Origin of the sequence: Pantoea sp. B270 (assembly GCF_018726825.1) — a bacterium.
GTDB classification, from domain to species: Bacteria; Pseudomonadota; Gammaproteobacteria; order Enterobacterales; family Enterobacteriaceae; genus Pantoea; species Pantoea dispersa.
This window is the reverse complement of the sequence record NZ_JAHCSX010000001.1, coordinates 742,271-768,990: the sequence shown is the minus strand read 5'-3', so window position 1 is coordinate 768,990 and position 26,720 is coordinate 742,271. Positions and strand designations below refer to the sequence as shown.

Genomic DNA, 26,720 nt, shown 5'->3' with positions numbered 1-26,720 from the left:
CGCGGGTTCACATGGTAACCGTTAAGGAGTATACAATGACCGATCGTCCCGTTCACGGCGACCAGCCGGATTACGATCCGCGTAAAAACAGCCCCGACCAGAAGCCGAAAGATGACGAAACCAGCGCGCCTGAATCCGGGGATAAACAGGCCGAATAAACCATAAACCGCCTTTTCAGGCGGTTTTTTTTCGCGCCCGGGTCGGGTTAGCCCGGCCACAGCCAGTTACGTACTTCCGGCACGTCTTCACCGTATTCGCGCACATAGCGATGGTGCTCCGCGATGCGCTGCTGCAGGTCGTCGAGCAATTCAGGATGGCGATCGGCCAGGCCCGGCACATGCAAAATCGCCGCCTGCGCCAGATGATAGCGGTCCAGCTCGTTGAGCACCGTCATATCAAACGGCGTGGTGGTGGTGCCCTCTTCGTTGAAGCCGTGCACGTGGAAATTGGCGTGATTGCTGCGCTGATAGGTCAGACGATGAATCAGGCTGGGATAGCCATGAAAGGCGAAAATTACCGGTTTGTCGCGGGTAAACAGCGCATCGAAATCCTCTTCCGACTTGCCGTGCGGGTGCTGCTGCTGCGTCTGCAGCGCCAGCAGATCCACCACGTTGACCACGCGAATGCGCAGCGTGGGCAGATAGTTTCGCAGCAGATCTACCGCCGCCAGCGTCTCCATGGTGGGCACATCGCCGGCGCAGGCCATCACCACGTCCGGCTCGCCGTCATCGCTCGCCCAGCGCCATTCGCCCATACCCGCCTCGCAGTGGGCAATGGCGCTGTCGATGTCCAGCCACTGCGGTGACGGCTGCTTGCCGGCGACAATCACGTTGATGCGATGCCAGGTGCGCAGACAGTGATCACCCACCCACAGCAGGGTGTTCGCGTCTGGCGGCAGATAGATGCGCACGATATCCGCCTTTTTGTTCGCCACGTGATCGATAAAACCGGGATCCTGATGGCTGTAACCGTTGTGATCCTGACGCCAGACATGTGAAGACAACAGATAGTTGAGCGACGAGATCGGCTGACGCCAGCCCAGCTTGCGCGTCACCTTCAGCCATTTGGCGTGCTGGTTAAACATCGAGTCGACAATATGGATAAAGGCTTCATAGCAGTTGAACAGCCCGTGTCGACCGGTGAGCAGATAGCCCTCCAGCCAGCTCTGACACTGATGCTCGCTGAGAATTTCCATCACCCGACCGTCACGCGCCAGCTGCTCATCATACGGTTCGATATCTGCCATCCAGCTGCGGCTGGTGACGTCAAAAACCGGCGTCAGGCGATTCGAGGCGGTCTCATCTGGCCCGAACAGCCGGAAGTTATCGGCGTTGCGCTGAAAAATCGCGCTGAGGTAGTGGCCGAACTGTTTAGTGGCTTCGCCGCGCTGGCTGCCCGGCGCGCCGGTGTCGAGCGCAAACTCGCGGATGTCCGGCGTGTTGAGCGTGCGTCGCAGCCGGCCACCGTTGGCATAGGGCGAGGCGCTCATGCGTTTATCCCCCTGCGGCGCCAGCGCACGCAGTTCCGGCCTGAGTTTACCCACCTCGTCAAACAGATCTTCCGGCTGATAGCTGCGCAGCCACTGCTCTAACACCTGCCGATGCGACACGTCTTCGCGACACGCCGCCACCGGCACCTGATGCGCACGCCAGAAATCTTCCACCTTTTTACCGTCCACCTCTTTCGGGCCGGTCCAGCCCTTCGGGCTGCGCAGTACAATCATCGGCCAGCGCGGGATCGCCTGCTCTGTCTGGCCGCTGCGCGCCTGCTGCTGATAAGTGGCAATCTTATCAAACGCGTTATCCAGCGCTGCCGCCATCTGCTGGTGCATGTCGGCCGGATCGTGCCCGCAGACAAACAGCGGCTCATAACCGTAACCGCTGAACAGCTGCTGCAGATCGTCATCACTGCTGCGCCCCAGCAGCGTCGGGTTGGCAATTTTGTAGCCGTTCAGATGCAGAATGGGTAGCACTGCACCATCACGCTGCGGATTGAGGTATTTGATGCCGTGCCAGCTGGCGGCAAGCGGCCCGGTTTCGGCTTCGCCGTCACCAATCACGCAGGGTACGATCAGCTGCGGATGATCGAAAACCGCGCCAAACGCATGCGACAGCGAATAGCCCAGCTCGCCGCCTTCATTAATCGAGCCCGGCGTTTCTGGTGCCGCATGGCTGGGAATGCCGCCGGGAAACGAAAACTGCTTAAACAGCCGCTGCATACCGGCGGCATCTTCACTGACGTGCGGATAGATTTCGCTGTAGCTGCCTTCGAGCCAGCTGTTCGCCACCATCCCCGGCCCGCCGTGCCCCGGGCCGCAGACGTACAGCAGATCCACCTCGCGCTGGCGGATGATGCGGTTGAGGTGCGCATAGATAAAGTTCAGGCCGGGCGTGGTACCCCAGTGGCCGAGCAGACGTGGCTTGATATGCCCGGGCTGCAGTGGTTCGCGTAACAGCGGGTTGGCCATCAGGTAGATTTGCCCGACGGACAGATAATTGGCGGCGCGCCAGTAGCGATCGATCAGCGCCAGTTCATCGGCGGCACTCGGATTGGTCATGCCTCTTCTCCTTTGGTTAGCCATCAGTTAACCCTAATAGAGGATAGGCGATGCTGCGAGCCAGACGGTATTTCTGCACTGTTGCTATTAACCGCTGCGCTTATTCAATCTTTCACGAAAATATAAGCGCAGCGGTAAAAGCTGTACACGTAAATATTTTTTCCATTTTGTGCACTATTTAATGGGTCGTGACCCGCAAAACTGGCGCTTTTTCACTTTTGGTCTATTGTGCCTTCTACAGGTAATACCAGTAGAAAATAGAAAAATAAAAGGATCCTAAAATGGACTACAAAATGTTCGCTAACCGACTGCAGCAGTGGCCGCAGTTACATTTTACGGCGATTGAACTGCAGCAACGCGAGATGACCTGCGAGATCTACGCCACGGCGGCTGAGCACCAGACCATGAGCCAGCTGTTTATTTGTCGCGCCAGTGATGAAAAAAATGCACAGGAATTAATCAGACAGTATCGCAGCTGGCTGCATAAATTTAATCTCGGTCGCAGCAGGCGCGATAATTCCCGCCCGCCGCGCAGCGTGTCGGTGAATGTTCCGGGCGCAATAAGCGCAGCGTTAAAATAGAGTTATCGGTATGCTCAACCATTTTTTAGTTGCATGAATCTGCTTCAGCAGCGTATTACTATTCGCGCAGCGTGATAACACCTGGCAATCTGTCTGACTAATAACCTGTGCCATTTTCACTCACAGCAGAAAAAGGTGTTGGGTTGTTATCATCTGTGTAACACTGTACGGATATACAAGTCCCGGAGGTGACGTGAAACAAGTTAACCGTCCTGCACCGGATCTGTATGCGCTGATAGGCAGCGCGGTGACGGAATTTATCAGGGAAGGTAGCGTGTTCAGGATACATGACGTGACGCAGGTGCTGCATACGATGAAAGCAGACGCGCGTGATGAGGATTTCCGGCATCGCTGCGATGCCGCAATAAGGCTACTGGCAGATCTTATGCACTGAACCGATCCCCGCCTGCGCGGGGACCACTACCTCAGGCGTCGTCTGGCGTATAACCCACCACAATTTCCAGCGTTCTGCGCAGCACACTTGCCTGCGCTTCGTCCTGTGTCGCTTCCAGCGCCATAATCAGACATAGAATGATGGATTTGTTACTGACGCGGCCTTCGCTGGCCAGCACGCTACGAATGACATCATTCAGTACCGCGGCCTCTTCACTCAATGCCACTCCGGCATCGCGAAAATGCGCCGCCAGTTCCGTGTCCGGCAGCGCAGAATAGAGAGAGTGATTCTCCGACATCGTTCTTTTCCCGTACTGTGAGCAATACAGTCAGATTATAATTTAACTGTCAGTCAGTGCTTGCGGCTGCCGCCACCCTGACCGTTGTGGCCAAACAGCGGATGCACATTATCGCGATCCGATTGTTCGCCACGCCGCTTTTGTCCAGCCGTCATGCTCGACCGGACTTCATCGATTGCAGTGCGAATCGCAGCCGCCTGCGCATCATCGCTGGCCTGCTGCTGCATAATGTGGAGCTCATCAAGCAACGCCTGGGTGGTGACCGGCCCGGAGCGCTGCAGCAGCGTTAACGCCGCTTCGCCGATGATCTCATCAATAAGAGTCTGGTGTTCGCTTCTGTTCATAACATAATAAATCTCTGCATGCTGCCTGCCCCGACCGGGAACGCGACAGAAAAACAGCGCCGCTATCCTGCGGCGCGATACAGCCCGTCACAAGTCATACATGCAGTGATACGTTATCAGAATGGCGTTTTCGTGTGTACAACCTGGACGCTTTCGCTTCGCTCTCAGCTCTCGCGTTCAAATAGCAGGCCAATCAGCTGGTGATAATGGTGCTCTTCTTCCGTGGTAGAAGCGAGCTCCAGACGACGCAGCAGCTTAGTACACAGCGATTTACGGTTCAGATTACGGCCTTCACGCAGGATTTCGACCACGACCTGGCCCAGCGTCTCCTGCTGCGAAGGCAGCGTGGCTTTGCTAAAATAGTTGGCAATCGCCTCGACTGAGTTCGGAGTGTATCCGTTCTGGCGCATAAGTGACTCCCGTTAACATTAAATTGTCAGAAAAATGTTCTGGCTAAGTTGTACAAGTTTTTCAAAATCTGTACAAGAGGATAAACAAGAGAATGGGGTTTTTTTGTTGCAAAAAGTGCTACCGAAAAGTTATTAACCCATGCATAAATTGAAATTTTTTAACATCGTCAACGCCCGATCAGGTCCACATTAATAATGAGTCGATAACGTATCGCTTCGTTATCAGTGCCACCTAATCTGCCTGTTACTTATTTCCTCTCGCGCTAACAATCGTTATTGGTGGTTGCAGCCGCTGCGCTTATCAGATATTACCGCGCGTCATTTTTTCGTTCCCTGCAGCACGGCAGCTGGTGATATAAAATGCGTGCGGCGCAATGGACCACTCCCTGAATTGCGCCGCTGCGTTACCGATTAAGCCGCCTCAGGGTAGCCTAACTGATTACGCTGACTGCATTTATATTAAAGACGGCGGTTTAAGCTTCCGCCGCTGCGGTTTTGCCGCGACGACTTACTTTTCCACCGCGTCTGCCCGCTTCTACTGCCCTTTCAGGACAGTTTTTAAAATTCCCGCTGCTGACGCTGCCGCCTTTTTTACCCGCTTCGCGAGCACGCTCGGTATTTTCTGCAAAATTACCTGCACCACCACGTCGTTGTGTCATATGTCACCCCATTGATAAAAATAATTAAGTAGTTAAACGACAGAATATCTCCACACAGGAACAATATGGATGGGATTGGAGATAAAACAACATTTAATATGCATATTTGCGCTGACAAAAAGCCATGCGCAAATGGTTATTTTCACCGCTGCGCTTATAGCGGGTTGCTTGTAAAGATTTTTTTTTCAAACTTGTACAAAATAATTTTAGTGGTATAAAATCAATTAATTAACAAAAGTGTGATCTTTGTCACAAACAAGTATTGAGAGATTGTTGCTATTTTTCAGTTTTATCTGAATTTTCCGGGATGATGGAAATATGACCGCTCACTTCCAGCACCGCGTATTTAATTTGATCGATGCGTTCCAGCCCCTGACCTGAACGCGCGGCCTCGAGGATATCTTCCCGACTGATGCCCGACATTTTTAGCCGCTGCGTTAATATCCGGCCATGCTCCACCAAAATCAGCGGTCCTCCCTCCGCCATTTGTTCGAATAGCGGAAAGCGCGCTTTGAGTTTGCCCAGCACAATATCAATAGTGATTAAGGTAATGATGGTGAGGCTGGCACCGGTAACGGAAAAGTCATCACCCAGCAACGCCTGCTGTGTGGCTTCGCTAATAATCAGCAGCAGAATCAAATCGAATGAGGTCATTTGCAGCAGCGTGCGTCGACCAGCAATTTTAAATACCACCATTAACAACAGATAAATGGCGGCTGCGCGTAATACCGTTTCCATAACGTTCTCCTTTTACGGGTAAATCCACTGCGATACCTTTACCGGTACCTGATGATTGACGTGCACACTCAGCGCCACCCGCCCCGCCGCCTGCGGCTGAATCCCCAGCCAGATCACATGACCTTCTGCCGCCTCGCCGGCGTAAGTCAGCTGCAGCGTGTTATCCCGCGTAATGGCCTGTTGTGGCTGTGGCTGTAGCGTCTGGATCTGCAAATCGTCTAACGCGCCGCTGCCCAGCGTGACGGTGAAACGTTCGCCGCTCTGCGGTGCCACGCGAATCCGCAGGTTCATATTGCTGTCGATGCGACCAAAACGTTCATAGCGCAGGCTGACGGAACCATCAGCCGACTGCGCCTGCCCGTCACTTAATATGCCTTTGGAAAACAGCCCGCAGGCACCCAGGATCACAATCACTATCAGCACGTATTCACCGATACGCTGTATAACGCTCTCCCTGCGTTGCCAGCGCATATCCTCCTGTACCGGATAATCACGGCTGGCTAACTCATCTTTCTTCATGGTGTTATTCCTCTTGCAATTAATTAGCTGACATCATGTCGCTCCGGTTATTCCCTCTTCGTTCTGAGTTTTAAGCTTAGCGGTAAACGCCGGGAGCTTCGGTAACAGTTTAATTCGGCTGAGCAGCGGTGCAGAAATTACTCCTATAATTCGGATGCACGCCGCTGGCAATGCATATGAGCAGCGGCAGAGACGGGGTTTATTAATTTCACTCTGACAAGGGATACAGAATATGGATGAAGAACTGGTTAATTTAGCGACCGAAGTGGGTAATAAATTACTGGCCGCCGGCCTGAGCGTCACCACCGCCGAATCCTGCACCTCTGGCTGGGTCGGTTCCGCGCTGGCGGCCGCCAGCGACAGCAGCCGCTTTTACAGCAGCGGCTTTATTACTTACACCAATCAGGCGAAGCAGCGCGTGCTGGGCGTCAACGCAGAGACGCTGGCGCGTGATACCGCCGTCAGTGAAGCCGCGGTACGGGAGATGGCCTGCGGCGCGAAAAAGCTCTCCGGGGATACGCTGGCTATTGCCGTCAGTGGCTATGCCGGCCCGGACGGCGGTGAGGACGGCACGCCAGCCGGCACCGTGTGGTTTGCATGGTGTCTGGCAGATGGCAGCGTGCACACCAGCCGGCAGTGGTTTTCAGGTGAAGGTGAAGAAGTGGTGCGCAAAGCAACCCTTTTTAGTCTGGCGGAATTGAACCGTCTGCTCGACGCTATTTAGCGCCGCTTCGCCGTTCAATGATTAAACGTAAATAAATAAGACGGGCGGATAAAATTCCCACCGGAGGAAAATGTGTTGAGCATAAATAATCATCAGGCAGGTTAAAAGCGAGACCGTAATATTGGCCGGCTCGCTAAAAATAGCGTGGTTATTTTACACCACAATCTCCAGCCTTCTCATCAATATAGCGTTAGCGAGGCGTGAAAAATAAAGCCGTCGCGCTTGTCAGTGAGGCAGCCTGCATTAGTATTAAGTGTGCAAAACATGCATGGCGGCAGATGCGTCATGTTATTTATTACTCATCACGAGGTAATAGTATGACAGAGCATAGAGGCGGTTCAGGTAATTTCGCAGAAGACAAAGAGAAAGCATCTGAAGCGGGTAAAAAAGGCGGACAAAACAGCGGTGGTAATTTCAAAAACGACCGTGAGAAAGCGTCCGAAGCCGGCAAAAAAGGCGGACAGAATAGCCATCGCGATTCCTGATGCGCTGTAACGCAGAGTAAGGAATGTCTCGGAGCAGGGAATGCTCCGTCATCAACAGGATGACAGGGATTTATTGCTTCGTTTCATTCCCTCTCTTTAATCGCGTTATCACTTAATGGCTTCAGCCTCCCGTTAATCACCGATTCGGAGAATATTCCATGAAAGTTAAATCGCTACTTGATCTTTTTATTCACGATCTTTCGGACGTTTACAGCGCGGAGAAACAGATCACCCGTGCGTTACCCAAACTGGTCCGGGCAGCCTCCGATGAAAGTTTAAAAAACGCTTTTCAGCAACATCTGGAAGAGACCCAGGGACAAATTGAGCGCCTCGATCAGGTCGTAGAAAGCCACAATGAGCTGCGCATCATGCGTATGAAGTGCCACGCGCTGGAAGGCCTGGTCGAAGAAGCGCAGGAGCTGATTGAATCCACCGAAGCCGGCCCGGTGCGCGATGCTGGCCTGATCGGCGCAGCGCAGAAGGTTGAGCACTACGAAATTGCCACTTACGGCACGCTGGTGGCCATGGCGAAAAAGCTGGAGCTGAACCAGGCCGCAGAGTTGCTGGCTGCCACGCTGGCAGAAGAAAAATCCACCGATGAAAAACTCACGGATATCGCGGAAAAACAGTAACGCGACTGCCGTACAACGGAGGTAGATATGACGACCACATCCGCACTCTCACATTATCACGACTGGCTGCGCGACGCTCACGCCATGGAAAAACAGGCCGAAACCATGCTCGAGCAGATGGCAAAACGCCTGGAAAACTACCCGCAGCTGCGGGCCCGCATTGAGCAGCATATCGAAGAAACCCGTCAGCAGCAGTCTATGCTGGAATCCATTCTCGACCGCCACGGTATTTCCCACTCCAGCGTGAAAGACGTGATGGGGAAAATGGCCGCCATGGGCCAGGCGTTTGGCGGTACCTTCGCGGAAGACGAAGTGGTGAAAGGCGCTATCAGCGGCTACGTGTTCGAGAATGCCGAGATTGGCAGCTACACCAGCCTGATTAGCGCCGCCACGCGTGCCGGGGATCAGGAGAGCGTGGCCATTCTCAAACAGATCTGTGAACAGGAGATCGCGATGGCGGACTGGATGTTAACGCACATGCCTGAACTGACCGATCAGTTCCTGCTGCGCAGCGAAGACCCGGACGCGAAAGCGAAACGCTGATTTTCTCTTTTCGTAAGAGACTTTTTGAGGTGAGCTATGTTTCGACACGTTAAGAAATTGCAGTATACGGTGCGCGTCAGTGCACCGAACCCGGGCCTGGCCAATCTGCTGCTAGAGCAGTTTGGCGGTCCGCAGGGCGAACTGGCTGCGGCCATGCGCTATTTTACCCAGGGCCTGGGCGATGAGGATTTAGGACGCCGCGACCTGCTGATGGATATCGCTACCGAGGAGCTCAGCCATCTTGAGATTATCGGCTCGCTGGTTGGCATGCTCAATAAAGGCGCCAAAGGCAAGCTGGCCGAAGGCACTGAAGAGGAAGGCGAACTGTATCGCTCAATCACGGGTGCCGGTAACGATAGCCATCTGACTTCGATTCTTTATGGCGGTGGTCCGCCGCTGACCAACTCCGGCGGCGTGCCGTGGACCGCGGCTTACGTGGATACTATCGGGGAGGTGACGGCCGATCTGCGTTCAAATATCGCCGCCGAAGCGCGCGCCAAAATCATCTATGAACGCCTGATCAACGTCACTGACGATGTCGGCGTGAAGGATGCGTTAGGCTTCCTGATGACGCGTGAAGCCGCGCACCAGCTTTCGTTTGAGAAAGCGCTGTACTCCATTCGCGACAACTTCCCACCGGGCAAGCTGCCGCCAATTGAGCAGTATGCGCACAACTACTACAACATGTCAGAAGGTGATGACGTGCGCGGTAGCTGGAACTCCGATGACAACTTCGATTATGTGGCCGATCCGCAGCCGGCGGTGGATGGCGGCGATGGTCTGCCCTCCGTGACGCTGTCGCCGGATGAGCAGCGCGACATCGATGCGCTGGCCGCACGCACCGCGTCCGATCCGCTGATCGATCCGATTACCGGAGCAGAAGCGGGCAGCAAGAAGGCGCCCTGACGTTCAGTCAGACCAGGCAGTGACACGTTTTTTTCTCGCGCAGTAACTGGCCCCTGGCCCACGGCGTTTCCCCTGACGGGAACGCCGTTTTTTTCGTCCTGATGTCTGTACCCACCCTGTTCTTTTCCCCCACCAGCAACCTGGCCGGACAGATCGATTTCTGCTTCTCATTTTTCCTGCATCTGACCTATACTGTTTTTATATACAGTATTTTCAGGGTGCCGATGATGTATGCATTGGTCGACGTAAACTCTTTCTACGCCAGCTGCGAAACCGTGTTTCGCCCGGATCTGCGCGGCAGGCCGATCGTGGTGCTGTCAAACAATGATGGCTGCATTATCTCGCTGAGCCGCGAAGCGAAGGCGCTCGGCATCAAAATGGGTGCGCCCTGGTTTAAACATCGCGACGAGCTGATGCGTCATCAGGTGGTGGTGTTTTCATCTAACTATGCGCTGTACGGCAACATGTCGGCGCGCGTGATGGAGACGCTCGACCGGCTGGCACCGCGCGTGGATGTCTACTCGATTGACGAGGCCTTTCTTGATGTCAGCGGAATTGAAGGCTACACCTCGCTGACGCGCTTTGGACAGCAGGTACGTGACTGCCTGTGGAAAGAGACGCACCTGAAAGTGGGCGTCGGCATCGCGCCAACGAAAACCCTCGCCAAGCTGGCTAACTGGGCGGCCAAACGCTGGACCAAAGCCGAAAACGTCATGGACCTCTCTGATCCGGCGCGCCAGCGCGGCCTGATGCAGCGGGTGGGCGTAGAGGAAGTGTGGGGCGTCGGCCGCCGTTTATCGAACAAGCTGAACCTGATGGGCATTCAAACCGCCCTGCAGCTGGCGGAGACGCCCACAGCGCTGATCCGCAAGCATTTTGGCGTGGTGCTGGAGCGCACCGTGCGCGAGCTGCGCGGCGAACCGTGCCTGGCGTTTGAAGAGGTGATTCCGCACCGGCAAAATATCCTCTGCTCGCGCTCGTTTGGCGATCGCATTACCGATTATCAGGATATGCGCGAAGCCATCGCCAGCTATGCGGCACGCGCAGCGGAAAAACTGCGCAGCGAGCGTCAGTATTGCCGCTACATCGGCACCTTTATCCGCACCAGTCCGCACGATCCGCATCAGCCCTACTATGCCAATGCCGCCAGCCAGACTCTGATTACCCCTACCGCCGACAGCCGCGACATCATTCAGGCCACGCTCAACTGCCTGGATCGCATCTGGATCCCCGGCAAGCGCTACCTGAAAGGCGGCGTAATGCTGGGCGACTTTTTCAGCGACGGGGTGGCGCAGCTTGATATGTTTGCTGACTATCAGCCGCGCCGTAACAGCGATCAGCTGATGGCGCTGATGGATAAGATCAACGCCCACCAGCGCGGTGCCTTGTGGTTTGCCGGTCAGGGCATTCAGAAACCCTGGGCGATGAAACGCGACATGCTGTCTCCGGCTTACACCACGCGTATTAGTGACGTGCCGCGCGTGAAGGCAAAGTGACTTAATCTCTCTCCCGCGGCGACCCTGAACCTGTCACGCTGCGCGGAATAATCGCAAGGCGGCGGGAGAGAAAATTGATAATTCACACCAATCGATACGCGATTAATGATGAAATTAATTTACAGATAATTGATCAATATCGGGCGCTGACGAATACAGCACTTAATGCTTAAACTTCACTGCCCTAAATGGCCGACGCTATTTTAAAATCAATGAAAATTTATTGCCGGCGCATCACAACAAAAACAAATCCATATCAAAAGGTTAGCCATAATTAAAATTGCCGCATCAGCAAAATGAGATAAAGCGCACCATTATAATATTGCGCAACCATTAAGGCCGTGATATTTAAATCTGGACTTTACAATAAACTTACAAAGAGGGAAAAATGAAAATTAACCTTATGGGTTTGATGGTGATGCTCGTTATCCTGTTAAGTGGATGTTCGTCGACGGGGGGTGAGGATAAATACAGCGCGACCTACGTTCAGTCACACATTAAAGAAGGGAAAACCACCAAGGCGGAAGTGCAGCAGCTTTATGGTGTCCCGGATGATAATCAAAAATCCTCTCAGGGCACTACCTGGATTTACGAGAAAAATGCGGATTACAGCAGCGCCTCTTCGCTGCTGGGCTACATCCCGGGAGCGGGAGCCGTATCCGGCGCGTTAGGTATGGCAAACTCAGCAAGTGAAGTATCCTCTACGGCAGGCAAAATGGCAGATAAACGTAGTGGGAATACTGAAATACACGGTAATAGACTCTATATCACTTTTAATAATAGCGATATTGTAGATTACTGGAGTATCCGTTAATCCACACCGACAGAAAGTCATTTACCTGATGCGGCTCAGCTGAGCCGCGTTATTCTATTTAAACAAGAATATTATCTGCTTCGTATCATCCGGGCTATTACGCGCAAAATAAACCACGACATCTCACCGCTGAATAACGTTTAATCACGCAGGTAAAAGCGCCGCTGGCAGATCGGCTGGCGTTTCCCGTGCGGCGCAGATCGTCTGCGCGCAATGGCAAGGCGCTACGGGCTAAGCCGCGCCGGGTTGCGCCAGAAATGTTAACAGAAAGCGGCTTGAATTCAGCGTGCTGAACCCCCACTCTAACGCTTTCGCCCTGACAGGAGTAAAACAATGGCAACCGAATATGCGATTATCGCGGGTGGCTGTTTCTGGTGCACCGAAGCAGTATTCAAAGATGTGATTGGCGTCGAGTCAGTCGAAAGTGGTTACACCGGCGGTGAACGTCCTAATCCTACCTACGAGCAGGTGTGCAGCGGTGCGACCGGCCACGCCGAAGCGATTCGCGTAGGCTTCGATCCGGAGAAAGTGAGCTACGGCGATCTGCTGGACATCAGCTTTGCCACCCACGATCCTACCCAGCTGAACCGTCAGGGTAATGATGTCGGCACCCAGTACCGTTCGGCGATTTTCCCGGCTAACGCGGAACAGGAAGCCGAAGCGATTGCGGCAATTGCCCGCGCGCAGGAAGATCACAGCGTGCCGGTGGTGACCACCATCGAGCCGCTGAAAGCCTGGTACCCGGCAGAAGATTATCATCAGGATTACTGGGACGGTGCCGGCCAGCGCAACGGTTACTGCCTGGCGGTGATCCCGCCGAAGCTGCAGAAACTGCGTAAAAGCTTCGCTAACCGGGTGAAACAGGGTTAACCCGCCCGCTCTCCCCCACGGAAGGTCGTCATCGCTGACGGCCTTCCTGCATTTAGCGCGACCCGCTGCGGATTATCCGTCATAATAGCCCCCCGTTTTCCGCAGAGCACGATCATGACCTCTCCACAGCAAGCCACGCCGGCGCGCAGGCGACCGATGAAGCTCAACACCCTGGTGACGCTAATGCTCAGCGCGGTGATTGTGCTGGTGCTGCTGAGCGTACACATGTTTTATTTCTTCCAGATTGGGGCCGCGACGCGCAGCCAGCTGGAGGATAAAGCCATGGCGGTAGCGCGCACGCTGGCGAAATCCCCCGAAATTCAGCAGGCGCTGCGCCTGCCGCCCGATCGGGCCGCTATCCAGCCCATCGCCAAAGCGGTGGAAGAGAGCAACCATCTGCTGTTTATCAGCATCACCAACATGGATGGCATCCGCTACTCGCACCGTAATCCGGAGCTGGTGGGCAAACACTTTATCGGCCCGGACATCGAACCGGCGCTGCGCGGCAACGAGAATGTCTCCGTGAATCAGGGCTCGCTGGCCAAATCGCTGCGCGTGTTTACCCCGGTGTATGACGCCCAGCAGCGGCAGATTGGCGTGGTGGCTATCGGCATCTCGCTGGAGGCGGTCACCGACCAGATCAACCAGAGTCGCTGGAGCATTCTGTGGACCATTCTGATCGGCACTTTTGCCGGCGCGGTTGGCACCTTCATTCTGGTGCGCGTGCTGAAGCGTATCCTGTTCGGCCTCGAGCCATACGAAATTTCCACCCTGTTTGAGCAGCGCCAGGCGATCCTTAACTCCGTCAAGGAAGGCGTGGTGGCGATGGACGATCAGGGCGAGGTGACGCTGGTCAATCAGGCGGCGCGCCAGCTGCTGAGCGATAAAATGGGCAGCAGCGTAGTGAGTACCGCGCGCATTTATGATGCCTCAGTGATCGACCAGCATCTGCAGGAAGTGCTCAACGGCGGTCGCGCACGGCGCGATGAGGAGCTCAACGTCAATGGCCGACTGCTGCTGAGCAACACCGTGCCGGTGCGCAGTCAGGGACGCATTATCGGCGCGGTCTGCACCTTCAGGGACAAGACCGAAATCAGCCAGCTGATGCAGCGTCTGACCGGCATGGTAAACTATGTTGATGCCCTGCGTGAGCGCTCGCACGAGTTCATGAATAAGCTGCATGTGATCCTCGGCCTGCTGCACATGAAAAATTATGCGCAGGTAGAAGCCTATATTCTGAAGACCGCTAATAACTATCAGACGGAAATCGGCTTCCTGCTGGAGAAGATCAAATCACCGGTGATTGCCGGTTTTCTGCTCAGCAAAATTAACCGCGCCTCTGATTGCGGCCATCGTCTGACCATCAGCGATGCCAGTTACCTGCCGGACAGCGGCAACGAGCAGCAGATGGCGGCGCTGATCACCGTGGTCGGCAACCTGGTGGAGAATGCGCTGGATGCGATGAGTGAGCAGACCGAGGGCGAAATCCACGTCATGCTGCACTACCAGAACGGCTGGCTGACCTGTGAAGTGAGCGATGACGGACCGGGCATTGCGCCGCAGCATCTGGCAACCGTGTTCGACAAGGGCTTCTCCACCAAAGGCGAGGATCGCGGGGTCGGCCTGTTTCTGCTGAAACAGCAGACGGAGCACCTCGGCGGCAGCGTCAGCGTGGAGTCCGAGCCCGGCGTGTTCACCCAATTTTTAGTCCAACTTCCGTGGGATGGAGGAACCAAACCGCATGATTAACGTGTTAGTGGTCGACGATGACGCCATGGTGGCCGAGCTGAACCGCAGCTTTATCGGCCAGGTGCCGGGCTTTCACTGCGTGGGTACCGCCGCGACGCTGCAGCAGGCGCGCGAGTTCCTGTTTAATAGCGAAACGCCGATCGACCTGGTGCTGCTGGATATCTATATGCAGCAGGAGAACGGGCTCGATCTGCTGCCAGAGCTGCGCCAGGCGCAGAGTTCAGTGGAAGTGATCATCATTTCGTCAGCGGCCGACGCGGAGAACATCAAAACCTCGCTGCACTACGGCGTAGTCGACTACCTGATCAAACCGTTCCAGTTCCCGCGTTTTGAAGAGGCGCTGACCGGCTGGCGGCAGAAAAAATCGCTGATGGACAACCAGCACTACTATCAGCAGTCGGACCTCGATCTGCTGATGCACGGCAGCCCGGCCACCCAGCACGACAACAAACGGCTGCCGAAAGGCTTAACGCCGCAGACGCTGCGCACGCTATGTCAGTGGATTGACGCCCATCCCGGCCATGAGTTTTCCACCGACGAGCTGGCGGCAGAGGTGAACATTTCGCGCGTTTCGTGTCGCAAATACCTGATCTGGCTGGCGCAGATTAATATCCTGTTTACCAGCATTCACTACGGTGCCACCGGCCGCCCGGTGTATCGCTATCGCCTGCAGCCGGAGTACCATTCGCTGCTGCAGCAGTACTGTCAGTGACGCAGCTGCCAGCTGAAATCCAGCTGGCTGAAGCGGAAATGGCGCGCCGGCGAGCAGATAATCTGCCGATCGCGGGTGACAAACACCGCGTCGATATCAGGCTGGCCGGCGAGATACGCCAGTCCCTGCTCTACGCCCATGCCGTACAGCAGCGTGGTATAGATATCGCCATCCAGCGAGCGATCGGCAATCACCGTCACGCTCAATAACGCATTGTCCAGCGGATAACCGGTGCGCGGATCAAAGATGTGATGCCAGCAGCGGCCGTCGCGTTCAAAGTAGCGCTCATAAATCCCGGACGTCACCACCGATTTGCCCTGCACCTGCAGCGTACCCAGCAGCTCATCGTCCCGGCCAAACGGTTTTTTGAGCCCGATGCCCCAGCCCTGCGGCTGATGCGGCGGGCTGCCGAGCGTCTGCACATTGCCACCGAGATTAATCAGCGCCTGCGCAACACCCTGCTGACGCAGAAATGCCTGCACCACATCGGCGATGTAGCCTTTCGCAATGGCGCCCAGATCGATCTCCATGCCCGGCAGCGGCAGAAACACCGAGCGCTGTTCAGCATCGAGCACCACCTGATGCGGATCGGTCAGGCGCAGCAGCGCCTCAATCTCCGCTGCGGGCGGCACTTCACGCCCCTGAAAACCAATCTTCCAGCGTTTCACCACCGGACCGATGGTGAAGTTAAACGCGCTGTCCGGCAGGATGCTCACCGCGTGCGCCACGCTAATCAGCGCAAAAACCGGCGCGCTCACCACCACCGGATGGCGTCCGGCGGCCTGATTAATGGCCATCACTTCGGATTCGGCGCGGTTGACGGTAAACAGGTTTTCCTGCTGTTTGATCAGGCGAAAGACCTGGCTGGCCAGCGTAGGATTGTCTTCGAACAGTTTGAGCAGAATGGGCGAACCCATGAGGACGGCAGAATAGGAATGGACGCCAGCGTCGCTTGTCATTGTGGCCCCGCAAGAGAACGATGCCCGCAGGGCGCGGGCATCGTGATAGCTTAGTTACCTAACGCCAGTTTAGCGGCATTACGGCCCGCTTTGATACCAAAGATAATGATATCGGCGACGGCGTTACCGCCGATGCGGTTCGCACCGTGGATGCCGCCAACCACTTCACCCGCCGCCCAGGCCCCAGGAATCACCTGTTTCTGCGCGTCAAGCACCGCGGTCTCGGTGTTGATGGTCACGCCGCCCATGGTGTGGTGCACGCCCGGTGCGATACGAATCGCGAAGAACGGCCCCTGATTGAGCGGATGACGCAGCGCGGTGGCACGGCCAAAGTCTTCGTCTTTCTGGTTAATCACAAACTCATTGTAACGGCCCAGCGTGCTTTGCAGCGTTTCCTGATCCATGTTGAGTTTCACCGCCAGCTCGTGTGGCGTCGGCGCGCTAATCACAAAGCCTTTGGCGATGTATTCGTCCGCCGCTTTGTTGTTGGCACGCACCTGCTCATCGAACACGATCCACGCGCTTTTTTCCGGCAGCGCGATAATCTCGGCAGAAACTTTGTCACGGGTTTCCATTTCATTGTAGAAACGCTTACCGGCCTGGCTGACCAGAATCGCCCCGCCGCCGCGCATCGCTTCGGAAATCAGGTACGAGGTGGTCTGCTCAACGGTTGGGTGGATTTGGATTTCGCCCATGTCGACAGTCTCGGCGCCAATTTTCTGCAGCATGGCGATACCGCTGCCGGTGGCGCCTTTGTGGTTGGTGGTAACGAAACCATCCAGCTCCGGACGGTATTTCACCACCATCTCGCGGTTGGCGCTAAAACCACCGGTGGCCACAATCACGCTTTTCGCATTCAGGATGCGGCTGTCGTTGTACTCATCAACCACTTTCACGCCGGTCACCGCACCGTTTTCAAACAGGATCTCGGCCACCGAGGTTTCCAGCAGCACTTCGATGTTGCGCTGGTTAACATTTTTCACCAGGCCGCTAATCAGGAAGCCGCCCACCGCCGAGCGATCTTCCGGACGGTGCGTACGGTCAATGCTCATGCCGCCGGTGATGGTGATATCGCTCAGCTCAATGTCTTTCGCCGCCAGCCACTCAATGGCTTCTGGCGCACGCTCAACGAACTCACGCAGCAGCACCGGGTTGTTTTTGAACTTGCCGCCTTTCAGCGTTTCCTCGTAGAACAGCTCTTTGCTGTCTTCGATGCCTTTCAGTTTCTGATAACGGGTTTCCGCGGCGTTCATCCCCACCGACGCTTTGATGGTGTTACCGCCAATGGTGGGCATCTTCTCAATGATCACCACGCGTGCGCCGTCATCGTGCGCCTGAATCGCCGCCGCCAGACCGGCCCCGCCGGTACCCACCACCACCACATCGTAATTGACCGGCGCATTCGGATTGCCGCCCTCTTCAATCACATACTCTTTGCTGGAGGTGGTGAGCGCGCGCGATACCGCTTTCTTCAGCGCCTCACTCTGCGTGGTAGCGCCGGTAATGGCATCGACGTGCGGGCTGTTCGCCACCAGAATACGTTCACGCAGGCTTTCAAAGGTGCTGGTGAAATCGACGTCGAGGTTAGGATCCGGCACCAGCGAAATGTCGGTGATACGGTCGGTGTCGAGCGTTACGTTGATTTTCAGCTTCAGCGCTTCGGCTTCCACTTTCGCCTGGTAAACGCCGGCTTTGTACTTACGATGGCCATCGCTGACGTCACGGATCATCGCATCCACCAGCGAGAAGCGCCACAGCGGTTCCGGAATGGTCAGCGCTTCGCGTTTGGTGCTGTCGATGTACAGATCCATGTGCTCATTTTTGATGATGCGATCGGCCCAGTCTGGATAGGCAATACAGGCTTTACCAATCGCCACCAGATCGAAGCCCGAGGCCAGCGCCAGTTCGGCATCCTCTTTGTTCACCACGCCGCCAACGCCAATCACCGGCACTTTCGCCAGCGTCGCCGAGCGCTGTTCAATGTATTTGCTGATTAACGGCGTCGGATCCTGGGTGTCGACAATCGACGGACGCAGCAGCTGGCCGACGGAGAAGTGCACGTAATCCAGCCCGCGCGCCGCCAGTTTTTCCAGCAGGTACAGCGTGTCGTCCCAGCGGATACCGGGCACTTCCAGCTCTTCCGGCGAGAAGCGATAGCCGATGATGAAATCCGCTGCGGCGAAGCGCTCCGCCATTTTGTGGGTGATTTCTAGCACTTCCAGCGGGAAGCGCGCGCGGTTGTCGCGGCTGCCGCCCCATTTGTCGTCGCGCTGGTTAGAGTTCGGCGAGTAGAACTGCTGAATCAGGTAGGTGTTAGCGCCGTGGATCTCCACGCCGTCGAAGCCGGCTTTGATGGCGCGGTTCACCGCATCACCAAACTTGGTGATCATCACCTCCACTTCTTCCGCCGTCAGCGCCTGCGGGGTGCTGGCACCTTCACGCGGCGCGGCGATAGCGCTGGGCGCGACCGGGGTTTTCCCGCCGATCAGCGCGGGCTCAACCATGCGGCCGCCGTGGTAAATCTGCAGAATGGCTTTGGAACCCTGAGACTTGATGGCGTGCGCGATTCTGGCCAGGCCAGGAATTTTGTTGTCGCTGTCGATGCCGATAGCGCCCGGGAACGCCGGACCGCGGTTATCGATAAAGGCGCACTCGACGATCACGGTGCCGATGCTGCCGGCACGCACGCGATAATACTCAACGAGATCGCTGGTCACGCCGCCGTCGTAATAGCCGGTACAGGTGGTCATCGGGGCCATCACCAGGCGGTTTTTCAGCACCGCCCCTTTCGGTAATGTCAGCGGATTAAGAATCGGGGTGAGCGTATTCATGATGAGCAACTCCAGAATTAAGAAATCGTGTATTCAATTCTTTGGCAGTTCGGAGGTCTTTATAATTAATTTAAGTGGTCCGACTTCATGGCATAAATATACCATTTTATTTAGTTACATAACCCAGAATGTTAGTTATATAAGTTTTACGCGTGAAAATACTTTTTATTGCTCATTGCTGAAATCCGCGCTCCGCTAAGTTTTAACCAATACTTGACAAAAATCAACTTTTTCCTTACATTTAAAACAAATGACGTAATATCAAAGAGATAAAAAGCGCCCTTCGCCCGATTCTGGCGGTATTTTTGCCGCTCCGTTCATTTTTAACACATATTTTACACCTGTTGGTTCATTTATTACGGCGCAAAAGGTTAAAACAAAAAACCCGCTAATAATTTTATTGATCCAGATCAAAATAGATATTTTAATTAATCGCATCATAGCGTCATTCAATTGATAATTCGCGAAGCAAAATTGCAATAACGAAGATTCATGTAAAAGACACTTTAAAACGTCCCGGTTGATCTGCTACAAGCGTTTCGTAACTAAAAAAATCAACCCGACCGGGCCGTCAATCGCATTCCCATAACTTGCAGACCAAAACTATGAATACACAAACAACCCAGAGTGAACCCCTAAAGGCGCCACCTGCCGCACCGGGGAAAAAGAACCGGCTAGTCATGTTGTGCCTGCCGATCGTGGTTGCCGTGCTGTTGCTGCTGGTGCCCACCCCTGCCGGGCTGGAACCGTATGCATGGCACTTCTTCGCCATCTTCGTCGGGGTGATTGTCGGCCTGATCTTCGAACCGCTGCCGGGCGCGGTCATCGGCCTGACCGGCGTGGTGATCATCGCGCTGTTCAGCCAGTACGTGCTGTTCAGCCCGGCAGAACTGGCCGATCCGAAGTTCAAAACGGCTGGACAGGCGTTTAAATGGGCGGTGAGCGGCTTCGGCAACTCCACCGTGTGGCTGATTTTCGGCGCCTTCATGTTTGCCGCCGGCTACGATAAAACCCAGTTCGGTCGCCGCCTGGCGCTGATTCTGGTGAAATATCTCGGCCGTCGCAGCCTGACGCTCGGCTATGCCATCACCTTTGCCGACCTGCTGCTGGCACCGTTTACGCCGTCCAACACCGCGCGCAGCGGCGGGACGATCTATCCCATCATTGCCAACCTGCCGCCGCTGTACGGTTCTAAACCTAACGATCCAAGCGCACGCAAAATTGGTTCTTACCTGATGTGGGTTGCTATCACCGCCGCCTGTATCACCAGCTCAATGTTCCTCTCCGCGCTGGCTCCTAACCTGCTGGCGCTGGCGCTGGTTAAAAGCGTGGTTGGCTTTGATATCTCGTGGGGCATGTGGTTCCTCGCCTTCCTGCCGCTGGGGATCCTGCTGATTCTTACCATGCCGCTGCTGGCTTACTGGCTCTATCCACCAGAAGTAAAAGTGAATGACGAAGTGCCACGCTGGGCTAAAGCCGAGCTGGAGAAACTGGGTCCGCTGTCGCGCAATGAAATTCTGCTGCTGGTGTTCGTGGTCGCCGCGCTGATGATGTGGATCTTCGCCACTGCGTGGATTGAACCGGCGATGGCCGCTCTGCTGGTTATCGTGCTGATGCTGTGGACCGGCGTGCTGAACTGGAACGACATCACCAGCAACAAAGCCGCCTGGAACACCTTTGCCTGGTTTGCCACGCTGGTCGCGCTGGCTGATGGACTGGCGCGCGTAGGCTTCATCGCCTGGCTGGGTAAAGAAGGTGCGCTGCTGCTGCACGGCTACGACCCGCAGGTTTCCGCGGTGGTACTGCTGGTGGCCTTCTACCTGCTGCACTATCTGTTCGCCAGCACCACGGCGCACACCACCGCCCTGCTGCCTGCCATGCTGACCATTGCCGCCTCGATTCCGGGCATCAACATGCCGGTGTTCTGCCTGATGATGTGTACCTCACTGGGTGTGATGGGCATTATCACCCCGTACGGCACGGGCCCAAGCCCGATTTACTACGGTAGCGGCTACCTGCCAACCAAAGACTACTGGCGTCTCGGTACCATCTTTGGTGCCCTGTTCCTGGTGGCGCTGATGGTCATTGCCTACCCGTGGATGGTGATGATGTTCTGATGATGTTGCTTTGATGTTAAAAACGCAGCCGCGTAACAACGTTAAAGTGGTATGATACTCGCCAGTCAGCTCTTGCCGCGGACTGGCGAGAGAAAATCGAATAACAGATCGCCTAATTTGTCGCCCGTCATGCTGGCGGGCAACACGAAGCTAAGTGAGCCAACATGTCGAACAAACCCTTCTACTACCAGAATCCCTTTCCTCTCGCCAAAGATGATACCGAGTACTATCTGCTGAGCCGCGACCATGTTTCGGTGGCCAACTTTGACGGCGAAGAAGTCCTGAAAGTCGACCCGAAAGCGCTGACGCTGCTGGCACAGCAGGCGTTCCACGATGCCTCTTTTATGCTGCGCGCCTCACATCAGCAGCAGGTGGCGTCGATTCTGGCGGACGATGAAGCCAGTCAGAACGACAAATACGTGGCGCTGCAGTTCCTGCGCAACTCGGAAATCGCCGCCAAAGGCGTGCTGCCGACCTGCCAGGACACCGGTACCGCCATCATCATGGGTAAAAAAGGCCAGCGCGTCTGGACCGGCGGTGGCGATGAAGCTGCGCTGTCTCAGGGCGTTTACAACACCTTTATCGAAGATAACCTGCGCTACTCGCAGAATGCGCCGCTCGATATGTACAAAGAGGTCAACACCGGCACCAACCTGCCGGCGCAGATCGATCTCTACAGCGTTGACGGCGACGAATACAAATTCCTGTGCATCGCCAAAGGTGGCGGTTCTGCTAACAAAACTTATCTGTATCAGGAAACCAAAGCGCTGATCACACCAGCGAAGCTGAAAAACTACCTGATCGATAAAATGATGTCGCTCGGCACTGCGGCCTGTCCGCCGTACCACATTGCGTTTGTCATCGGCGGCACTTCCGCTGAGAGCACGCTGAAAACCGTGAAACTGGCGTCAACCCACTATTATGATTCGCTGCCGACCGAAGGTAACGAACACGGTCAGGCGTTCCGTGACGTGCAGCTGGAACAGGAACTGCTGGAAGCCTCGCAGAAACTCGGCCTGGGCGCGCAGTTTGGTGGTAAATATTTTGCTCACGATATCCGCGTGGTGCGTCTGCCGCGTCACGGCGCATCCTGCCCGGTAGGCATGGGCGTTTCCTGCTCGGCTGACCGCAACATCAAAGCCAAAATTAACCGCGAAGGCATCTGGATCGAGAAGCTGGAAGACAATCCGGGTCGCTATATCCCGGAAGCGCTGCGTCAGCAGGGCGAAGGCGAAGTGGTCAGCGTCGATCTCAATCGCCCGATGAGCGAGATCCTCGCCCAGCTTTCCGCTTACCCGGTGGCGACGCGTCTGTCGCTGAACGGCACCATCATCGTGGCGCGTGATATTGCGCACGCCAAACTGAAAGAGCGCATCGACAACGGCGAAGGTCTGCCGCAGTACATCAAAGATCACCCGGTGTACTATGCAGGCCCGGCGAAAACGCCGGAAGGTTACGCGTCCGGTTCACTCGGTCCGACCACCGCCGGCCGCATGGACTCCTACGTCGATCTGCTGCAGGCTAACGGCGGCAGCATGGTGATGCTGGCCAAAGGTAACCGCAGCCAGCAGGTCACGGATGCCTGCCATAAACACGGCGGCTTCTATCTGGGCAGTATTGGCGGCCCGGCGGCGGTGCTGGCGCAGCAAAGCATTAAGAGTCTGGAGTGCGTGGAGTATGCTGAACTGGGCATGGAAGCGATCTGGAAAATTGAAGTGGAGAACTTCCCGGCGTTCATCCTGGTGGATGACAAAGGCAACGACTTCTTCCAGCAAATCCACAACCAGTGTGCTGCCTGCGTGAAATAAGCCGGCCAGCTATAAAAAAATCCGCGGCGTAAAAGCTGCGGATTTTTTTTGTCTGCCAGACCCTGCGGCGCTCACACACCGCGCAGCTGCACGTCCAGCAACAGATCGGCATCGTCGTCGTTCTGGCCAATCACGTAGATTGCCTGGCGGCCCGGCAGATTTACGGTAATGATATTCTCTTCGACCGCATCCAGCACTTCGTCGTGCTGCTCCTGAAAGTGGTACAGGGTGTTCATCTTCTCTCCTTAAAAACGGTGCGTTACTGTATAAACTCACGTCTCTTAATATCGACAAGACGCGTCTTAATAACAGGGGGAATAATCTGTTTTTTCTGTCAGCACTGTGACAGGGCTGTGTGACGTTGCCATGAAGGCGGCAGCGGCGCGCACCGCTGCCGGTTAAATCAGAAAAAGCCGAGAGGTTGCGTGCTGTAGCTGACCAGCAAATTTTTGGTCTGCTGATAGTGATCGAGCATCATTTTGTGGGTTTCACGGCCAATACCGGATTTTTTATAGCCGCCAAACGCGGCGTGCGCCGGATAGAGGTGATAGCAGTTGGTCCAGACGCGACCGGCTTTGATCGCGCGACCTACGCGGTAAGCACGGTTGATATCGCGCGTCCACACGCCCGCACCGAGGCCGTAAATCGAATCGTTGGCGATGGCAATCGCTTCCGCTTCATCTTTAAAGGTCAGCACGCCGACCACCGGTCCGAAAATCTCCTCCTGGAAGACGCGCATGCTGTTATCACCTTTCAGCAGCGTCGGCTGAATGTAGTAACCGCTGGCAAACGCTTCACCGATTTTCTCCACCCCACCGCCGTGCAGCACCTGCGCGCCCTCCTGCTGCGCAATCTCCAGGTAAGAGAGAATTTTGTCGAACTGCTGCTGCGACGCCTGCGCGCCGATCATGGTCTCAGTGTCGAGCGGATCGCCACGTTTAATGGTCTGGATGCGCTTCATCACCGCCGCCATAAACGGCTCAAAAATCGACTCCTGCACCAGCGCGCGTGACGGACAGGTACAGACTTCGCCCTGATTGAGGAAGCCCAGCACCACGCCTTCGGCCGCTTTTTCGATGAAGCTCTCCTCCGCCCGCATGATGTCTTCGAAGAAAATGTTGGGCGACTTGCCGCCCAGCTCGACGGTGGACGGGATCAGGCTTTTTGCCGCCAGCTCAAGAATGTGGCCGCCGGTGGCGGTCGATCCGGTAAAAGCGATTTTGGCGATACCCGGATGCGAAGCCAGCGCCTCGCCGGCCTCTTTGCCGTAGCCGTGCACCACGTTAATCACGCCCGGCGGCACCAGGTCTTTAATCAGCTCCATCAACAGGGTAATGGAGAGCGGCGTCTGTTCGGCGGGCTTCAGCACCACGCAGTTACCGGCACCCAGCGCCGGCGCCAGTTTCCACGCCGCCATCAGCAGCGGGAAGTTCCACGGGATAATTTGTCCGACGACCCCAAGCGGCTCATGAAAGTGGTAGGCGGCGGTGAACTCGTCAATCTCTGCCGCGGTGCCTTCCTGGGCGCGCACGCAGCCGGCAAAGTAGCGGAAGTGGTCAACCGCCAGCGGCAAATCAGCCGCCAGGGTTTCACGCACCGGCTTACCGTTATCCCAGGTTTCATTGACCGCGATGGCTTCCAGATTGGCTTCCAGCCGGTCGGCAATTTTCAGCAGCAGCAGCGAACGCGCCTGCGGCGAGGTTTTGCCCCATGCGTCCGCAGCGGCCTGTGCGGCGGCGACGGCGTTGTCGATATCCTGTTTATCCGAGCGCGGAAATTCGCCGATGGTCGAGCCGTTGATCGGCGTGGTGTTAACAAAATAGTTACCGTTTACCGGCGGAACAAATTCGCCGTTGATGAAGTTGCCATAACGCGATTGCAGGTGGATGAGAGAACCGGTTTCTCCCGGAGCAGCGTAACGCATGGTGTTTCTCCTTGCGGGACAGAGTGGCGATTAACAACATTTAAACTTGTTATTAACATTGAGCGAACAATGCCAGCCTGTCAGATCGCTCAGCGGGAAACTGTGACCGCATCGAAGGAAAATAGGGCGTTAAGAAACTGTCCTGCCGTCACGTCATAACCTGCGCCTGTCACAGACAGATAATTCCGAGTTTGGCCATAAGCGTGAGGAAAAGCGGAACATGTGCGATTTGTGCGGTCAATATGAAGCAGACCCGTGAACAGGAGAACAAGATGCTGGCTTCAGCCCTGATGGTAATGCGCGCCAAAGCGAACTTCGTTCAGCAATTTATCCGCAATCCGCGCAAAATGGGCAGCATCACGCCCTCTTCAGCCGCCCTGTGTCGCGCCATGTGTGAAACGGTCAACTGGGAGCACAGCCTGCGCATTGCCGAGCTGGGCGCCGGCGACGGCGTGCTGACTCGTCATCTGCTGGCACATATGGCACCGCAGGCGCAGCTGGATGTGTTTGAAATCAGTCCCGAACTGGTAAAAGGGTTACGCCGCTGGAACGATGCGCGCATGCAGGTGCGCGCCTGCTCCGCAGAGTATCTGTCCGGAGAGTACGACGTGATTTTTTCCGGCCTGCCGCTGCTGTCGCTGCCGCCCGCAACACGCGACGCCATTCTCAGCGCGGTACATGAAGGACTGGGACCGCGCGGCGTGTTTGTCCAGTTTCAGTACACCTCGCTGACCCAGCCCAGCCTGTCACGCTACTTCACCTGGCAGCGCCAGCGGGTGCTGAAAAATATGCCACCCGCCTGGGTTTATCGCTGCACGCGGCATTACGCGCCCTGAGCCTGCGCCTGCGGGCGCGTCTGCTGCCAGAAACGCTGCAGCAGCTCGCGCGCCCAGTCTTCGCCAGACAGCTGCGCGCCATCATCGCTGACGCCGGAAGGCAGACAGGCGGTCATGATGTTATGGTCGAACTCCGGATGGAACTGCACCGACAGCGCCTGCGGCGAATAGCGCAGGATCTGGCAACCATCCAGCGCTGAACGCGCCAGCACCTGCGCCTGCGGCGGCGGTACCAGCACCGACTGGCGGTGCGACAACCACGCCGGGAAGGCCTCCGGCAACTGTGCCAGCCACGGATCGCGGTGCGGGGTGCGCGTCAGGGTTTTCAGCCCGCGCTCCCAGCCGTTCGGGTTATCGCCCACTTTACCGCCCAGCGCATAGGCCATCAGCTGATGACCATAGCAAACGCCGAGCAGCGGCAGTTGCGCGTCGATGGCCGCACGAATCCAGGCGGCGGTGCGCTCGCTCCAGTCGGCGTGATCGGTCACCATCGCCCACGAACCGCTGAAAATCGCACCGCTGATGCCAGAGAAAGCCGGCAGCTCTTCCCCGAGATGCGGCCGCACAATGACATAATCATCCGGCTGTAGCGCCAGGGCTGCAATAAACCACTGTGGTTGTTCACCAATTTTTGCCACCACCTGCGGCGGCGGCGTTTCGAGTTGAATTAAAGCAAGGGGTAAGGTGCGGGTCTGTGTCATGCCGAATACGGTCCTCAAATGATCGTGTTTCGGACATCCACTCTGACAGTAAATTTGCCCCCTGTCCTGGATTTTTCGGCATAAGCTAATGCCATTACGAAAAAAAGCGTCGC

At 55.9% G+C, this 26,720-nt stretch carries 29 protein-coding genes; 16 read left to right on the top strand and 13 right to left on the bottom strand.

Annotated elements, in window-relative coordinates:
• Positions 1 to 35 precede the first annotated feature (35 nt).
• The gene (locus KOL70_RS23735) at positions 36 to 158 is read left to right on the top strand and encodes a hypothetical protein (RefSeq protein ID WP_255412066.1); all 123 of its coding nucleotides are present in this window, start codon (positions 36 to 38) and stop codon (positions 156 to 158) included.
• A gap of 47 nt (positions 159 to 205) precedes the next feature.
• Here KOL70_RS23735 and KOL70_RS03775 read toward each other — a convergent pair whose 3' ends face one another.
• Entirely contained in the window at positions 206 to 2,557 is a 2,352-nt protein-coding gene (locus KOL70_RS03775; protein WP_215480226.1) for a phosphoketolase, read from the bottom strand.
• Positions 2,558 to 2,838: 281 nt separating this feature from the next.
• Here KOL70_RS03775 and KOL70_RS03770 point away from each other — a divergent pair, with 281 nt between their 5' ends.
• The gene (locus KOL70_RS03770; protein ID WP_072208616.1) at positions 2,839 to 3,138 is read left to right on the top strand and encodes a hypothetical protein; all 300 of its coding nucleotides are present in this window, start codon (positions 2,839 to 2,841) and stop codon (positions 3,136 to 3,138) included.
• A gap of 193 nt (positions 3,139 to 3,331) precedes the next feature.
• The gene (locus tag KOL70_RS03765) at positions 3,332 to 3,532 is read left to right on the top strand and encodes a hypothetical protein (protein WP_104186835.1); all 201 of its coding nucleotides are present in this window, start codon (positions 3,332 to 3,334) and stop codon (positions 3,530 to 3,532) included.
• 31 nt (positions 3,533 to 3,563) lie between these two features.
• On the opposite strand, the gene KOL70_RS03760 is transcribed toward KOL70_RS03765, so the two are convergent.
• The 6 genes from KOL70_RS03760 to KOL70_RS03735 form a co-directional block, all read right to left on the bottom strand.
• Positions 3,564 to 3,830: a biofilm development regulator YmgB/AriR family protein gene (locus KOL70_RS03760; RefSeq protein WP_021506323.1), complete on the bottom strand. Its 267-nt coding sequence runs from the start codon at positions 3,828 to 3,830 to the stop codon at positions 3,564 to 3,566.
• 53 nt (positions 3,831 to 3,883) lie between these two features.
• Positions 3,884 to 4,174 carry a hypothetical protein gene (locus tag KOL70_RS03755; RefSeq protein WP_058769661.1) on the bottom strand — a complete coding sequence of 97 codons (291 nt, stop codon included), beginning with the start codon at positions 4,172 to 4,174 and terminating at the stop codon, positions 3,884 to 3,886.
• 164 nt (positions 4,175 to 4,338) lie between these two features.
• A complete protein-coding gene (gene ycgZ / locus KOL70_RS03750) occupies positions 4,339 to 4,584 on the bottom strand; it encodes a regulatory protein YcgZ (RefSeq protein ID WP_021506325.1) in 246 nt (81 codons plus the stop codon).
• Positions 4,585 to 5,057: 473 nt separating this feature from the next.
• Entirely contained in the window at positions 5,058 to 5,243 is a 186-nt protein-coding gene (locus KOL70_RS03745) for a general stress protein (protein ID WP_071813571.1), read from the bottom strand.
• A 276-nt stretch (positions 5,244 to 5,519) separates the two neighbouring features.
• A complete protein-coding gene (locus KOL70_RS03740) occupies positions 5,520 to 5,981 on the bottom strand; it encodes a DUF421 domain-containing protein (protein ID WP_021506327.1) in 462 nt (153 codons plus the stop codon).
• Between the two features lie 12 nt (positions 5,982 to 5,993).
• Entirely contained in the window at positions 5,994 to 6,500 is a 507-nt protein-coding gene (locus KOL70_RS03735; RefSeq protein ID WP_104186837.1) for a hypothetical protein, read from the bottom strand.
• A gap of 232 nt (positions 6,501 to 6,732) precedes the next feature.
• Here KOL70_RS03735 and KOL70_RS03730 point away from each other — a divergent pair, with 232 nt between their 5' ends.
• From KOL70_RS03730 to dcuR, 10 genes are all read left to right on the top strand, one after another.
• Positions 6,733 to 7,224, top strand: coding sequence for a nicotinamide-nucleotide amidohydrolase family protein (locus KOL70_RS03730; protein ID WP_215480225.1), 492 nt, complete (start codon positions 6,733 to 6,735; stop codon positions 7,222 to 7,224).
• Between the two features lie 317 nt (positions 7,225 to 7,541).
• Positions 7,542 to 7,709 (top strand): general stress protein, encoded by a 168-nt coding sequence (locus KOL70_RS03725; RefSeq protein ID WP_021506330.1) that lies wholly within the window; start codon positions 7,542 to 7,544, stop codon positions 7,707 to 7,709.
• Between the two features lie 158 nt (positions 7,710 to 7,867).
• A complete protein-coding gene (locus KOL70_RS03720; RefSeq protein ID WP_215480224.1) occupies positions 7,868 to 8,341 on the top strand; it encodes a ferritin-like domain-containing protein in 474 nt (157 codons plus the stop codon).
• Between the two features lie 27 nt (positions 8,342 to 8,368).
• Positions 8,369 to 8,884 (top strand): ferritin-like domain-containing protein, encoded by a 516-nt coding sequence (locus KOL70_RS03715; protein WP_058776506.1) that lies wholly within the window; start codon positions 8,369 to 8,371, stop codon positions 8,882 to 8,884.
• A gap of 36 nt (positions 8,885 to 8,920) precedes the next feature.
• Positions 8,921 to 9,790, top strand: coding sequence for a manganese catalase family protein (locus tag KOL70_RS03710; protein WP_058757631.1), 870 nt, complete (start codon positions 8,921 to 8,923; stop codon positions 9,788 to 9,790).
• Between the two features lie 227 nt (positions 9,791 to 10,017).
• The gene (gene umuC / locus KOL70_RS03705) at positions 10,018 to 11,286 is read left to right on the top strand and encodes a translesion error-prone DNA polymerase V subunit UmuC (RefSeq protein ID WP_215480932.1); all 1,269 of its coding nucleotides are present in this window, start codon (positions 10,018 to 10,020) and stop codon (positions 11,284 to 11,286) included.
• Positions 11,287 to 11,674: 388 nt separating this feature from the next.
• The gene (locus KOL70_RS03700; RefSeq protein WP_223815622.1) at positions 11,675 to 12,100 is read left to right on the top strand and encodes a hypothetical protein; all 426 of its coding nucleotides are present in this window, start codon (positions 11,675 to 11,677) and stop codon (positions 12,098 to 12,100) included.
• Positions 12,101 to 12,433: 333 nt separating this feature from the next.
• On the top strand, positions 12,434 to 12,970 hold the full coding sequence (gene msrA, locus KOL70_RS03695) for a peptide-methionine (S)-S-oxide reductase MsrA (protein WP_021506337.1): 537 nt from the start codon (positions 12,434 to 12,436) through the stop codon (positions 12,968 to 12,970).
• Positions 12,971 to 13,084: 114 nt separating this feature from the next.
• Positions 13,085 to 14,719 carry a sensor histidine kinase gene (locus tag KOL70_RS03690; RefSeq protein ID WP_132462880.1) on the top strand — a complete coding sequence of 545 codons (1,635 nt, stop codon included), beginning with the start codon at positions 13,085 to 13,087 and terminating at the stop codon, positions 14,717 to 14,719.
• Entirely contained in the window at positions 14,712 to 15,431 is a 720-nt protein-coding gene (dcuR, locus tag KOL70_RS03685) for a two-component system response regulator DcuR (RefSeq protein WP_021506339.1), read from the top strand. Before KOL70_RS03690 ends, dcuR begins: the two co-directional genes overlap by 8 nt.
• Here dcuR and KOL70_RS03680 read toward each other — a convergent pair.
• From KOL70_RS03680 to KOL70_RS03670, 3 genes are all read right to left on the bottom strand, one after another.
• Positions 15,425 to 16,390 carry an FAD:protein FMN transferase gene (locus KOL70_RS03680; protein WP_215480223.1) on the bottom strand — a complete coding sequence of 322 codons (966 nt, stop codon included), beginning with the start codon at positions 16,388 to 16,390 and terminating at the stop codon, positions 15,425 to 15,427. The genes dcuR and KOL70_RS03680 overlap by 7 nt on opposite strands.
• Positions 16,391 to 16,440: 50 nt before the next feature.
• A complete protein-coding gene (locus KOL70_RS03675) occupies positions 16,441 to 19,221 on the bottom strand; it encodes a flavocytochrome c (RefSeq protein WP_021506341.1) in 2,781 nt (926 codons plus the stop codon).
• Positions 19,222 to 19,482: 261 nt separating this feature from the next.
• Complete coding sequence (locus KOL70_RS03670) at positions 19,483 to 19,662, bottom strand: hypothetical protein (protein WP_125309308.1); 180 nt, start codon at positions 19,660 to 19,662, stop codon at positions 19,483 to 19,485.
• 164 nt (positions 19,663 to 19,826) lie between these two features.
• Here KOL70_RS03670 and KOL70_RS03665 point away from each other — a divergent pair, with 164 nt between their 5' ends.
• Both KOL70_RS03665 and fumA read left to right on the top strand, forming a co-directional pair.
• Positions 19,827 to 21,338, top strand: coding sequence for an anion permease (locus KOL70_RS03665; protein WP_058769656.1), 1,512 nt, complete (start codon positions 19,827 to 19,829; stop codon positions 21,336 to 21,338).
• A 164-nt stretch (positions 21,339 to 21,502) separates the two neighbouring features.
• Positions 21,503 to 23,146, top strand: a complete 1,644-nt coding sequence (gene fumA, locus KOL70_RS03660) for a class I fumarate hydratase FumA (protein WP_058769655.1) — start codon at positions 21,503 to 21,505, stop codon at positions 23,144 to 23,146.
• A gap of 71 nt (positions 23,147 to 23,217) precedes the next feature.
• On the opposite strand, the gene KOL70_RS03655 is transcribed toward fumA, so the two are convergent.
• Positions 23,218 to 23,382 (bottom strand): hypothetical protein, encoded by a 165-nt coding sequence (locus KOL70_RS03655; protein ID WP_021506344.1) that lies wholly within the window; start codon positions 23,380 to 23,382, stop codon positions 23,218 to 23,220.
• Between the two features lie 167 nt (positions 23,383 to 23,549).
• The gene (locus KOL70_RS03650; protein ID WP_104092836.1) at positions 23,550 to 25,070 is read right to left on the bottom strand and encodes an aldehyde dehydrogenase family protein; all 1,521 of its coding nucleotides are present in this window, start codon (positions 25,068 to 25,070) and stop codon (positions 23,550 to 23,552) included.
• A 272-nt stretch (positions 25,071 to 25,342) separates the two neighbouring features.
• On the opposite strand from KOL70_RS03650, the gene KOL70_RS03645 reads away from it, so the two are divergent.
• Positions 25,343 to 25,906: a class I SAM-dependent methyltransferase gene (locus KOL70_RS03645; protein WP_021506346.1), complete on the top strand. Its 564-nt coding sequence runs from the start codon at positions 25,343 to 25,345 to the stop codon at positions 25,904 to 25,906.
• Here KOL70_RS03645 and KOL70_RS03640 read toward each other — a convergent pair.
• Entirely contained in the window at positions 25,894 to 26,607 is a 714-nt protein-coding gene (locus KOL70_RS03640) for a glutamine amidotransferase (protein WP_058780727.1), read from the bottom strand. The genes KOL70_RS03645 and KOL70_RS03640 overlap by 13 nt on opposite strands.
• Between the last annotated feature and the right edge of the window lie 113 nt (positions 26,608 to 26,720).

Bases quoted from the DNA above. Each gene is read 5' to 3' on its own strand.
- KOL70_RS03665 (WP_058769656.1), top strand. From the start codon at position 19,827: ATGAATACACAAACAACCCAGAGTGAACCCCTAAAGGCGCCACCTGCC.
- KOL70_RS03730 (WP_215480225.1), top strand. From the start codon at position 6,733: ATGGATGAAGAACTGGTTAATTTAGCGACCGAAGTGGGTAATAAATTA.
- KOL70_RS03675 (WP_021506341.1), bottom strand. From the start codon at position 19,221: ATGAATACGCTCACCCCGATTCTTAATCCGCTGACATTACCGAAAGGG.
- KOL70_RS03735 (WP_104186837.1), bottom strand. From the start codon at position 6,500: ATGAAGAAAGATGAGTTAGCCAGCCGTGATTATCCGGTACAGGAGGAT.
- KOL70_RS03645 (WP_021506346.1), top strand. From the start codon at position 25,343: ATGCTGGCTTCAGCCCTGATGGTAATGCGCGCCAAAGCGAACTTCGTT.
- umuC (WP_215480932.1), top strand. From the start codon at position 10,018: ATGTATGCATTGGTCGACGTAAACTCTTTCTACGCCAGCTGCGAAACC.
- KOL70_RS03700 (WP_223815622.1), top strand. From the start codon at position 11,675: ATGAAAATTAACCTTATGGGTTTGATGGTGATGCTCGTTATCCTGTTA.
- KOL70_RS03715 (WP_058776506.1), top strand. From the start codon at position 8,369: ATGACGACCACATCCGCACTCTCACATTATCACGACTGGCTGCGCGAC.
- KOL70_RS03755 (WP_058769661.1), bottom strand. From the start codon at position 4,174: ATGAACAGAAGCGAACACCAGACTCTTATTGATGAGATCATCGGCGAA.
- KOL70_RS03670 (WP_125309308.1), bottom strand. From the start codon at position 19,662: ATGATGCGATTAATTAAAATATCTATTTTGATCTGGATCAATAAAATT.
- KOL70_RS03640 (WP_058780727.1), bottom strand. From the start codon at position 26,607: ATGACACAGACCCGCACCTTACCCCTTGCTTTAATTCAACTCGAAACG.
- msrA (WP_021506337.1), top strand. From the start codon at position 12,434: ATGGCAACCGAATATGCGATTATCGCGGGTGGCTGTTTCTGGTGCACC.
- KOL70_RS03690 (WP_132462880.1), top strand. From the start codon at position 13,085: ATGACCTCTCCACAGCAAGCCACGCCGGCGCGCAGGCGACCGATGAAG.
- KOL70_RS03655 (WP_021506344.1), bottom strand. From the start codon at position 23,382: ATGAACACCCTGTACCACTTTCAGGAGCAGCACGACGAAGTGCTGGAT.
- fumA (WP_058769655.1), top strand. From the start codon at position 21,503: ATGTCGAACAAACCCTTCTACTACCAGAATCCCTTTCCTCTCGCCAAA.
- ycgZ (WP_021506325.1), bottom strand. From the start codon at position 4,584: ATGCGCCAGAACGGATACACTCCGAACTCAGTCGAGGCGATTGCCAAC.
- KOL70_RS03650 (WP_104092836.1), bottom strand. From the start codon at position 25,070: ATGCGTTACGCTGCTCCGGGAGAAACCGGTTCTCTCATCCACCTGCAA.
- KOL70_RS03680 (WP_215480223.1), bottom strand. From the start codon at position 16,390: ATGACAAGCGACGCTGGCGTCCATTCCTATTCTGCCGTCCTCATGGGT.
- KOL70_RS03760 (WP_021506323.1), bottom strand. From the start codon at position 3,830: ATGTCGGAGAATCACTCTCTCTATTCTGCGCTGCCGGACACGGAACTG.
- KOL70_RS03745 (WP_071813571.1), bottom strand. From the start codon at position 5,243: ATGACACAACGACGTGGTGGTGCAGGTAATTTTGCAGAAAATACCGAG.
- KOL70_RS03720 (WP_215480224.1), top strand. From the start codon at position 7,868: ATGAAAGTTAAATCGCTACTTGATCTTTTTATTCACGATCTTTCGGAC.
- KOL70_RS03770 (WP_072208616.1), top strand. From the start codon at position 2,839: ATGGACTACAAAATGTTCGCTAACCGACTGCAGCAGTGGCCGCAGTTA.
- KOL70_RS03775 (WP_215480226.1), bottom strand. From the start codon at position 2,557: ATGACCAATCCGAGTGCCGCCGATGAACTGGCGCTGATCGATCGCTAC.
- KOL70_RS03710 (WP_058757631.1), top strand. From the start codon at position 8,921: ATGTTTCGACACGTTAAGAAATTGCAGTATACGGTGCGCGTCAGTGCA.
- KOL70_RS23735 (WP_255412066.1), top strand. From the start codon at position 36: ATGACCGATCGTCCCGTTCACGGCGACCAGCCGGATTACGATCCGCGT.
- KOL70_RS03725 (WP_021506330.1), top strand. From the start codon at position 7,542: ATGACAGAGCATAGAGGCGGTTCAGGTAATTTCGCAGAAGACAAAGAG.
- KOL70_RS03740 (WP_021506327.1), bottom strand. From the start codon at position 5,981: ATGGAAACGGTATTACGCGCAGCCGCCATTTATCTGTTGTTAATGGTG.
- dcuR (WP_021506339.1), top strand. From the start codon at position 14,712: ATGATTAACGTGTTAGTGGTCGACGATGACGCCATGGTGGCCGAGCTG.